Annotated in this window: 11 protein-coding genes; 7 read left to right on the plus strand and 4 right to left on the minus strand. The window is 69.1% G+C overall.

The genetic code is table 11. The features are described from left to right. Positions 1 to 265: 265 nt before the first annotated feature. On the minus strand, positions 266 to 931 hold the full coding sequence (locus Q7T09_RS04300) for a hypothetical protein (protein ID WP_304697916.1): 666 nt from the start codon (positions 929 to 931) through the stop codon (positions 266 to 268). A 126-nt stretch (positions 932 to 1057) separates the two neighbouring features. On the opposite strand from Q7T09_RS04300, the gene Q7T09_RS04305 reads away from it, so the two are divergent. From Q7T09_RS04305 to Q7T09_RS04315, 3 genes are read left to right on the plus strand one after another with little or no spacing between them, the layout of a single operon-like run. Next, positions 1058 to 1903 carry a hypothetical protein gene (locus tag Q7T09_RS04305; RefSeq protein ID WP_304697918.1) on the plus strand — a complete coding sequence of 282 codons (846 nt, stop codon included), beginning with the start codon at positions 1058 to 1060 and terminating at the stop codon, positions 1901 to 1903. 3 nt (positions 1904 to 1906) lie between these two features. Next, entirely contained in the window at positions 1907 to 2260 is a 354-nt protein-coding gene (locus tag Q7T09_RS04310) for a hypothetical protein (RefSeq protein ID WP_304697919.1), read from the plus strand. Beyond that, on the plus strand, positions 2253 to 2483 hold the full coding sequence (locus Q7T09_RS04315) for a hypothetical protein (RefSeq protein WP_304697921.1): 231 nt from the start codon (positions 2253 to 2255) through the stop codon (positions 2481 to 2483). The genes Q7T09_RS04310 and Q7T09_RS04315 overlap by 8 nt, the downstream gene beginning before the upstream one ends. A 7-nt stretch (positions 2484 to 2490) precedes the next feature. On the opposite strand, the gene Q7T09_RS04320 is transcribed toward Q7T09_RS04315, so the two are convergent. From Q7T09_RS04320 to Q7T09_RS04330, 3 genes are all read right to left on the minus strand, one after another. Beyond that, entirely contained in the window at positions 2491 to 3219 is a 729-nt protein-coding gene (locus Q7T09_RS04320) for a carbon-nitrogen hydrolase family protein (RefSeq protein WP_304697923.1), read from the minus strand. Positions 3220 to 3464: 245 nt separating this feature from the next. Further along, positions 3465 to 4451, minus strand: a complete 987-nt coding sequence (locus tag Q7T09_RS04325; RefSeq protein ID WP_304697924.1) for a nitronate monooxygenase family protein — start codon at positions 4449 to 4451, stop codon at positions 3465 to 3467. Between the two features lie 55 nt (positions 4452 to 4506). Then, complete coding sequence (locus Q7T09_RS04330) at positions 4507 to 6825, minus strand: PAS-domain containing protein (protein WP_304697926.1); 2319 nt, start codon at positions 6823 to 6825, stop codon at positions 4507 to 4509. 88 nt (positions 6826 to 6913) lie between these two features. On the opposite strand from Q7T09_RS04330, the gene Q7T09_RS04335 reads away from it, so the two are divergent. The 4 genes from Q7T09_RS04335 to Q7T09_RS04350 form a co-directional block, all read left to right on the plus strand. Beyond that, the gene (locus Q7T09_RS04335; RefSeq protein ID WP_304697928.1) at positions 6914 to 7483 is read left to right on the plus strand and encodes a hypothetical protein; all 570 of its coding nucleotides are present in this window, start codon (positions 6914 to 6916) and stop codon (positions 7481 to 7483) included. Further along, positions 7476 to 7868, plus strand: a complete 393-nt coding sequence (locus Q7T09_RS04340; RefSeq protein WP_304697929.1) for a metallopeptidase family protein — start codon at positions 7476 to 7478, stop codon at positions 7866 to 7868. Before Q7T09_RS04335 ends, Q7T09_RS04340 begins: the two co-directional genes overlap by 8 nt. A 221-nt stretch (positions 7869 to 8089) precedes the next feature. Next, on the plus strand, positions 8090 to 8491 hold the full coding sequence (locus Q7T09_RS04345) for a response regulator (RefSeq protein WP_304697931.1): 402 nt from the start codon (positions 8090 to 8092) through the stop codon (positions 8489 to 8491). A 456-nt stretch (positions 8492 to 8947) separates the two neighbouring features. Next, on the plus strand, positions 8948 to 9894 hold a 947-nt coding region (locus Q7T09_RS04350), incomplete at its 3' end, for a ferritin-like domain-containing protein (protein WP_304697932.1).

Consider the following 9894-nt stretch of genomic DNA (forward strand, 5'->3'; position numbering starts at 1 on the left):
AGCAGGGCGTCCTGGGCCAGGTCGTCGGCCTCGACGGCGTTGCGGCACAGGGAGTGCGCGAAGGCCCGCATGTGGGGGATGAGGGCGGTGAGTTCGCTCATGAAGTCCTTGTCGGCGGGGATCGTCGTCGCGGTCATGAAAGGCCCTCTGGAACGCGTAATCGGAAGGGGTCTGAACATGGCCCCCGTAATCAACAAACGCGGCCGTGGGCGAAAGGGTCCGCCGTTGCGAAAAGAAACTTGGCCGTAGGGGTGGGGCGCTTCGGCTAGGCCAGAGCCTGGCGATCGGCGCTAGGACGGGTCAGCACCGCCAGCAGGGTGACCGCCGACGTGAGGTAGGCGGCCGCGGGCAGGTAGATGGCCAGCGATTGGCGCAGGGGCAAACGTCCCGCCACCACGATCACCAGGACGATACAGGCATAGGCCGCCATCGCGGTGACCAGGATTTCGATGGCGTCGCGCCACGCGGGGCGGCCCGGCGCCATGCGGCGAAGCCAGCGGCCGACAAGTTCGTGCAGAGCCGCAATCACCGTCGCGCTGACCGCGCCGTTGACGACCGCGAACCGCAGAATGGGTTGGGGAACGCCGAGCGGCCCCATGGTCCCATAGGCCAGGAAGCTGGCGAAGCTCGCGCCGGCGACCACGACGAACCAGATGGCCCAGAGCCTTGCCAGGTGACGGGGGTCGCCCACTTGCGGGGGCTTGCCGAACCAGGCCGCAGGACCCAGGGCCGCGAGCAGACCACCGCCCAGGCCAAAGGTCACCCACAGCACGGCGAACTGCGGCCAGAACGGCCAGTCGATGTTCAGGCCCGGATAGTCGATCTGTGGCGAGCCGATGACCGGCGTGCCGTCAACGACGGCGTGCAGCATCATCGCGCCCAGCAGGGTGAGCATCAGGGCGGCGGCCCTTCGCAGACCGGTTCTGATCATGTGCATGGCCCCCACGCCGAGGCTTCCCACGGTAGGGTTTTTGTTTCGATTGGCCAGCGTGTCTCAGAGGGTTAGAAATATTGTTCTTTTTTTGTTCTCTTCGGCGATCTGGGTTATCCTCCGTCCATGGTCCCCGCCTATCCCCGCGCCGAGATGATGGTCCGCATCTGCGAGGCGGTGGAGAAGGGCTGGCGGCTGGAGCAGCTGGAAAAGCGGCCGGGGTGGCCCAGCCGGCAGACGATCTATCGCTGGACCCTGGCGGACCCGGCCTTCGCCCAGCGGATGAAGTACGCCCGCGAGTGGCGCTACGGCCTGAAGGTCAGCGCCACGGCGGGGCCGGTGTACGATCCCGAGCGGGCGGAGGCCTTCCTGATGGAGGTGCGGCGGGGGGCGGCTATACGGGAAGTCCTGCGGCGGCCGGAGTTTCCGACCCGAAGGCGTTTGAAGCGCTGGAAGTCTGAGCGGCCTGACTTCGCCGCCGCGCTCGAGGTCGCCTCCCGGGTCGCCCGCAAGACAAGGCCGCGCAAGTGGGCGCGCTATGACGAGAAGGTGGCCGACGAGATCATCCGGCGGGTGGCGTTCGGCGAGTTCGTGGCGGATGTCGAGGCGGACCCGAGTCTGCCGAGCAGGCCCGTCCTGGCGAGGTGGCGGCGGATGCGGCCGGACTTTGACAAGGCCTTGCGCGTGGCCAAGCTGAGCGGCCGGCATCACCGCCGCCACAATCCGCGCCGCCTCACCGCAGCCGTGTTCGACCATGTCCTGACCCGGATGACGGCGGGCGCCTGCCTGCGCGACGTGGCCCGGGAGGCGAGGATGCCCGGCTACACCACCCTGATGAATTGGCAGGCCCGCAATCCGGACTTCGCCAAGATGGTGGCCTGGGCGCGGGCGGAGGGGGCCTGGGCGCGCGGGCTGGACGAGGTGGCGCGGGTGGATGCGCTGGCCAAGGACGCAGCACTGAGGTCTAGTTGAGCCATGGGCTTGATGGTCTCGTGGGCTGAGGTGGTTGTCGCGGCTGTTCTTGGCGCGTTCGCCTGGCCACGCGTCCGCCGCCTCCCCGTGAGCCGCCTGCGGGATTGGCTGTCAGATCTGACCTGGACGCCTGCCGGGTGCCTGGCAATTTGGGCCTGTGTTGACGGAAATCCGATCAACAGTCTCATCTTCACCTTGGCCTTCGCTCCCATCGCCGCGCTCAGAAACGTCATGTTCGAAATTGCGGCCGGCAGTCCGCCAAACGACCCGAAGGCGATGCCTGAAGACGTCAAGACGCGGCGGGCAGAGACGCGCGCCGCCTTCGACCGGTCGAGCGATCGGTCGTCGGATGGTTGAGCGTGACGCCACGGTGTCGGCGAAGCTGGATCTGCTCCTCGAGAAGATTTGCCTGGAGTGGGGCTTTTGCCTTGGACCGGACGACGCACAACGGATCATCGATATGACGGACATCGATGCGGAGGCGTTCGCGACCGTTGTTCTTGCGGCCGAGGGGATGGTGGTGGACCGAGAGGGCTGGAAGGCGAGACTCAAAAACGCTTTCGCCAGTTCGCTCAGCTAGTCGACGTTCAAACAGGCATCTCGAACACCAGCAACCCCGGCCGCTCCAGCGGCAGTTGGGCGACGACCTCGCCGTCGGGGTTCAGCACCGCCGTGGGGCCCCAGGCGACCCGCCCGTCGCGCTCGCCGGTGACGTCGGCGGAGATCAGCCAGAGGCCGGTCTCGCGGCAGCGTTCGCCGCGGGCGGGGTTGTGGCGGTGGCGCCAGTGCTCGGCGGTGGGGCGGGCCATCATGTTGTTGGCGGGGCAGACCAGCAGGGTGGCGCCGGCGTCGGCGACCTTGGCGGCGGCTTGCGGGAAGTTGGTGTCGTAGCAGATGTTGACGCCGAACTTCACGCCGGCGGTCTCGAAGACGGGGCTGTCGGTTCCGGGGGTGAAGAGCTGTTCGCGGCCCAGCAGGTGGGTCTTGCGGTAGCGGCCCAGGAGGCGGCCGTGGGCGATGACGGCGGCGGTGTTGAAGAGGGCGCCGGCGTCAGCTTCGATGAGGCCGAGGACGAGGGTGGGACCGAGCTTCGGCAGGCGGGCGAGGAGGGTGTCGAACTCTGGGGAGGCGAGGTTCAGAGCGTGGCGGCGGGCTGAGGTTTCGTCGGTGAGGTAGCCTTGCAGATAGGCTTCCGGGAAGACCAGCAGGTCGGCGCCCTGGGCGGTCGCGTCGGCGATGACGCCCAGGGCATAGGTGAGGGCCGCGTCCACGTCCTCGCGGAACTCAGGCGTCTGGGCAGCGGCGATGCGGGGCATTGGGCTATGGCGGTAGGGTTCGGGCAGGGCGTCACCCCCATCCGCTCATCCCGGCGAAGGTCGGGATGAGCGGGATTTAGAGCGCGCTCTCCCCCTTGATCGTCATGGCCGGGCTTGTCCCGGCCACCCATGATCTCCGTGGTGCAGCAAGACGATGTGGCGGGCGCCGTGCGGCCTGTGGCGAGGCGGAGATCATGGGTCCCCGGGACAAGCCCGGGGATGACGAATTGTGGGTGGTGGGCGGACTAGGCGCTCGCCACCACCCGCTGGGCGTTCCTGGTGAGGACCTGTTCGGCCTGGCGCATGATGTTGGCCACCATGTCCTTGCAGGTGGGGATGTCGTGGATCAGGCCCTGGCTTTGGCCGACGGTCCAGATGCCGCCGTCGGTGTCGCCCGCGCCCATCACATTCGTCCGTCCACGAACGCCGGCCACTAGGTGGCGCACGTCCTCGATGGTCTTGGTGGAGTCCTGCTGGATCGCCACGACCTCTTCCGACACCGCGTTGCGGGCCACGCGGCTGGTGTTGCGCAGGGTGCGGTTGGTCAGCAGGGTGTCGCGCTCGGTGTTCTCGACGATCTTCTTCTTCACGTTCTCATGGATGGCGCACTCCTGGGTGGCCATGAAGCGGGTGCCCATGTTGACGCCCTCGGCGCCCAGCATCAGGGCCGCGGCCAGGCTGCGGCCGTCGGCCATGCCGCCCGAGGCGATCACCGGCACGTCGCCCAGGGCGTCCACCGTGGCCGGCAGCAGCACGATCAGGCCGACGTCGTCCTCGCCCGGGTGACCGGCGCACTCGAAGCCGTCGATGGAGACGATATCCACGCCGTGGCGCACGGCGGTCACGGCGTGGCGGACCGAGGTGCACTTGTGGATCACCTTCACCCCGGCCTCCTTGAAGGCGGGCAGGTGGTCGGTGGGGTTGCGGCCGGCGGTCTCGACGATCTTGATCCCGCTCTCGATGATGGCCTCGCGGTACTCGTCGTAGGGAATCTTATTCAGCGAGGGCAGCAGGGTGAGGTTCACCCCGAACGGCTTGTCCGTCAGGCTGCGGCACAGCTCGATCTCCTCGAGCAGCTCCTGCTTGTTGTTGGAATGGTGGGCGGTGATGAAGCCCAGGGCCCCGGCGTTGGCGACGGCGGCCACCAGGCGGGCGTACCCGACGCCGGTCATGCCGCCCATGACGATCGGCGTCTCGACGCCGAACATCTCGGTAATCCTGGTCCTGATCATGTCTCGTCCCCTGCAGTGTGTTTGTCTGACTTCAGGCCAGACTAGCAGGACGATCTTAGAACCCAAGCTCGGGATGGCCGGCGGCGCCCTGGGCCTGTTCGGGGAGGTGGCAGGTGAAGGTGGCGCCGGCGCCGGGCTCGCTCTCCAGGGCCACCCAGCCGCCGTGCAGCTCGACGAGGGACTTCACCAGGGCCAGGCCGAGGCCCGGGCCGCCGCGCTCGCGGCCGATGAAGCGGTCGAAGATGTGGGCCTGGACGTGGAAGGGGATGCCGCGCCCGGTGTCGGTGACCTGCAGCTGGATCTCGCCCAGCGCCCGGCGGGCGGAGATGGTGACGGTCCCCTCCGGCGGGGTCTGGCGGATGGCGTTCTCGCAGAGGTGGTCGAGGGTCTGGGCCAGGCGCTTGATGTCGCCGCGGATGACGCCGATGTCGTCGGGATACTCCACCTTGACCACGACCTGGGCGGCGGCGGCCTCGTCGGCGCGCCGCGCGGCGGCGTCGTTCAGCAGCTTGGCGACGTGGACGTCCTCCAGGTCCAGCGCCATCTCGTCGGCGTCGATCTGCGCCATGTCGAGGACGTCGTCGATGGAGCGGGCGAGCTGGGTGGCGGCGGAGCGGACGGCGGCGGCGTGGCCGCGGCCGCGTTCGGAGAGGTTCTCGCCCGAGCGCTCCAGCAGCTCGGAATAGCCGATGATGGTGGTGAGCGGGGTGCGCAGCTCATAGGAGACATTGCCCACGAAGTCGCGCTTTAGCCGCTCGGTCTCGGCGAGCGCCGCGGAACGGTCGGCCAGAGCGCTCTCCAGCTTGCGGGCGTCGGTGACGTCGCCAAAGGCGATCAGGGTCGCGCCGTCGGGCAGGGGGCGCGACTGATAGACCACGATGCGGCTGTCGGAGGTCTTCACCTCGCCGGAGATCGGGGCGCGGGCGGCGGGGTCGGTGTCGGCCACCCGGCCCTTCAGCTCGCGCCAGAAGCCCATGTCGTGCAGGCGGGGCACGCAGAGCTCGACCACGCCCTCGAAGTCGTGGGCCTGGTCCAGCTGCTGGGGGGTGATGTTCCAGAAGCGCTCGAAGGCCTCGTTGTGCAGGCGCAGGCGGCCGTCGGCGCCGAACACCGCCACGGCGTCGTTGAGCTTGTCCAGGGTGGCCTGCTGCACCTGGATCAGCGCGTTGTACTGGGCCTTCAGGCGCAGCTCGCCGGTGATGTCGGAGAACAGCAGGACGATGCCCCCCAGGGGATGGACCTGGCGGCCGACCTTCAGGGTGCGGCCGTCGGGGATGGACCACATGTCGTCGGGGGACGCGTCCAGGGCCTCGTAGCGGTCCAGCTCGGCGGCCTTCCACTTGGTGTAGTCGGCGGTTTCCGGCAGCCGCCGGCGCTGGCGCAGGCGGTCGAGGATCTCCGAATGGGTCGGGCGCTCGGCCAGCCAGGCCGGCTCCAGGCCCCAGAGCTCGGCGAAGGCGGTGTTGTGGAAGATCAGCCGCTTGGTCTTGGAGAAGATGGCGACCGCGTCGGCGATGTGGTTCAGCGTCTCGTCGTGGGCCTCGACGTGGCGCTTGAGCGCCTCGCGCATCTCCTCGGTCTCGGTGACGTCCTCGGTCCAGACCCCGACCCCGCCGCCCTCAAGAGGCTGGGCCACAACCTGGTAGGCTCGCCTGCGGCCCGCGAAGCTGGACCAGCGCATGGTCTCGCGCTTCTGGCCCAGGTTGGCGGCCTCGGCGGCCAGGGCGTCGGCGGCCTTGTCGAAGCTGACGCCGCGCTTGGCGGCCTCATCCAGGCTGGCGGCGTCGACGGCGGCCAGCCAGGCGGCGTTGACCCAGACCGGGCTGCCGTCGGCCGCGGCGATCCAGGCCGGCGTCTGGCGGACGTCCAGGAAGGCGGCGAAGCGCGGGGCGGTGGGCAGGCCCGCATCCTCGCCGACCACGGCCGAGAGCCGCAGCCAGGCCAGGGCCCCGGCGGCCCGGCCCTCGACGGACACCATGCCGCCCGGCCCCTGGACCTCGAAGGCGCAGGCCTCGCCGCGCTCGAACAGGGCCCGCAGGCGGCGCGCATGGTCGGGGTCGGCCCGCATCAGGGCGGCGACCACCCCCTGCGGATCGGTGTCGGAGAGGCCGAGCGCGGCGATGCAGGCCGCCAGGCTCTCCTCGCCCGAGGCCAGCAGGGCGTGGCCGTCCTCCACCGCCAGCAGGGCGGAATCGAAGGCCTCGGCCGAGGCCTGGGCGGCCTCGGCGGCGGCCTGCAGGGTGGCGATGGTGGCGCGCAGGGCGTCGATCCTGCGGTCGGACTGGCGGCGTTGGGCCAGCGCCCAGAGGGTCGCGCAGATGGCGAGCAGCACGGCGCCGGCGGCGGCGGCCAGGATCAGGTCCAGCTCGCTCATCGCCTCACCTGCGGCGCCGGTGCTTTTGCCTGTCGAATCATCAGGATCGAACATAGGCGCTCAGACGGTCTTCGGCGATAATCCAGCCATGACCGCGATCCTCTATCCGGTGGCCGCCGATGCGGAGGCCGCCCTGAAGGCGCCCATCGCCCGCTGCGCGCGCGAACGCGAGGCCGCGGGCGCGGCGCGCGAGGCGGTGGTCTTCGTCACCGAGCCGGTGGGGCCGCCCTATGCCAGCCGCGAGGCGGCGCTGGACGCCCATGCCGGCAAGATCGAGGACGAGCGGCCGGGCCACGTCCTGACCCTGGTTCCCGAGGACCGCTATTGCCGGCTGGCGGAGGTGATCGAGGGCCGCCCGCCGGTCCCGGCCCAGCCGACCCTGGAGGGCGGCCGCCGCTGGCCCGCCCCCAAGGCTCCGCCCAGGACCGCCTGGCGGTTGCAGGTGAGCTACTGGCGGTTGGCCTCGGCGGTCCCGCGGGCCGAAGGGCGCCAAGCGCGCCAGGCCCGCAAGCAGGCCCGCGAACCCTTGGACTACCAGGCCTTGAACGCGCTCGCCCGCCAGCCCATGCGGGCGGTCAGGCCGCAGCAGCCGCTGGATATCGGCCTCTTCGAGACACGCCCCCCCGAGGCGCCCCATATCATCATGCCCGATGAGTAGCCTCGCCCCCTCCCTCGACGACCTGGCCGCCCTGGCGGAGGCCGCCTTCGCCGCCCTGCCCGACGGGTTCCGGGCCATGACCGGCGACGTGATCTTCCGCGTCGACGATTTCGCCAGCGCCGATGTGCTCGATGAACTGGGGATCGAGGACGCCTTCGAACTGACCGGCCTCTACCAGGGGGTCGACATCGGCCGCCGCTCCACCTTCGACCCCGCCCCGCAGCCCTCGATGGTCTTCCTCTACCGCCGGCCGATCCTGGATGAGTGGGTCGACCGCGGCGACGTGACGCTGGCCGAACTGGTCACCCACGTCCTGGTCCACGAGATCGGCCACCACTTCGGGCTTTCCGACGACGACATCGACGGCATCGAGGCCGCCGACTGACGCGGCGCGCCCGGCGCGAGCGCGGCAATCGGTCGCGAGGCCGCCGACCCCGCGACCCCGGAGACTATCGAGAGTCTTAAGGCCTCCCGTCGTCTGTTGCGCCCGTGGGTTGCAGCGGGACAGGGGTCTCGTGGGCGGACCCGAGGAGCGTGATTGTGTCAGAGCCAACTTCGGCGCCGCTGGAGGCAGAGGCGTCGATCCCGTCCCGGAGTCGACCGCTGGTGATCCTGCACGTGGACGACGATCCGACCAACCGGTACGTCGTACGGGAGATCCTGACGGCGTTCGGGCATGAGGCGGTCTCGGCGGCCAGCGGACCCGAGGGCCTGGACGAGCTGGCGCGACAGGCCTTCGACCTGGTGCTGATGGACATCCACATGCCCGGCATGGGCGGCCTGGAGGCGGTGGACAAGCTGCGGCGGACGCCCGGACTGAACCGCTGCGTCTCGGTGATCGCGCTCACCGCCGACACGGTGACCCGCAACCGGGACGACTATCTGCGGTTGGGCTTCGACGACCTGGTGCACAAGCCGATCGCCATCGAGGTGTTCCGCGACGCCGTCGAGCGCGCCGCGGTGTTCGAACACCAGGTCGTCCCGCTCCCCAGCGCCCGGCCCGCCTGACCGGCGGCCTCGCAGGCGACAACATCGACGGCGTCGGCGAGGGTTGGACGGGCTAGTCGTCCCACTCTCCTTCTCCCCTTGCGGGAGAAGGTGGCCGGTCGGAGACTGGTCGGATGAGGGGTCGCGCACCCCTCTCAGAAAATAACTCCCGTCATCCCGGGCGACCCGCAGGGGAGACCCGGGACCCAGGTGATTGGATGCGGCCCCTGGGTCCCGGCTCTCCGCTTCGCTGCGGTCGGGATGACGGCGTGGGTTTGCCGGAAAGGGCTTTCGACCCCTCATCCGTCGCGCCTTCGCGCGACACCTTCTCCCGCAAGGGGAGAAGGAGACCATCTCGAAAATGACGCTCCCGTCATCTTTATTGACTCGGAAAGGTTTGGCTGAGAGGTTCGCGGCCAAGAGGAAACCCTGGCGCGCCAGCGTGCGCGCCCATGCCCCCAGTCCAGGAGACGACCCATGGCCGCCGACGGCAACATCACCAAGGACATCATCTACGAGGCCGTGTCGCCCGACGACTTCGAGGCCATGCTGGACCTCGACCGCTACGGCAATCGCTCGACGGCCTTCGACAAGATCATCTCGGCCACCCACGACCATTTCTGGGATCCGCTCGACAAGAAGTACATCGACTTCGACGAGCCCTTCGACATGGAGAACGAGATGCTCCTGCCGGAGGGCATGATCATCTCGCTGAACACCGACTATGTCTCCAACCATCTCAGCGACTGGAAGACCCGCGTGCGGTTCGCCAACCAGTCGGCCCTGCGCTCCTTCTCCTCGATCCTGCACGGCGAGCAGGGGGCGCTGAACCTGTCGGCCAGCCTGTGCCACGTGCTGCTGGACCAGGGGGCGCAGGAATACGCCGCCAACCAGACCCGCGAGGAAGCCCGCCACGTCACGGCCTTCGCCAAGTACATCAAGGCCCGCTGGGGCCGCCCGGTGGAAGCCGGCCCCACGCTGAAGGCCCTGCTGATCGACATCATCGGCAGCCCGGAGGTCTACAAGAAGATCATCGGCATGCAGATGCTGGTGGAGGGCCTGGCCATGGGCGCCTTCGCCACCTTCTTCAACAATATCAACGACCCACTCGGCAAGAAGCTGATGCAGCTGGTGATGACCGACGAGGCCTTCCACCACAAGTTCGGCAAGATCTGGGCCGACCGCACCATCCCGCACCTGAGCGAAGCCGAGCACGAGATCATCGAGACCTGGGCGGCCCACTGCTTCCAGACCCTGCTGTTCAACCTGGTGGCCCCCACCCAGCAGCGCGACCTCTATGAGGAGTTCGGCCTCGATCCCGACCGCGTCATCGCCGAGATGGCCGCCAACATGAACGACGAGACCCGCCGCGAGAGCATGAAGGAGCAGTCCAACATCTTCCGCGTGCTGGTGAAGACCCTGCT

It is taken from the genome of Phenylobacterium sp. (assembly GCF_030645195.1).
GTDB lineage: Bacteria > Pseudomonadota > Alphaproteobacteria > Caulobacterales > Caulobacteraceae > Phenylobacterium.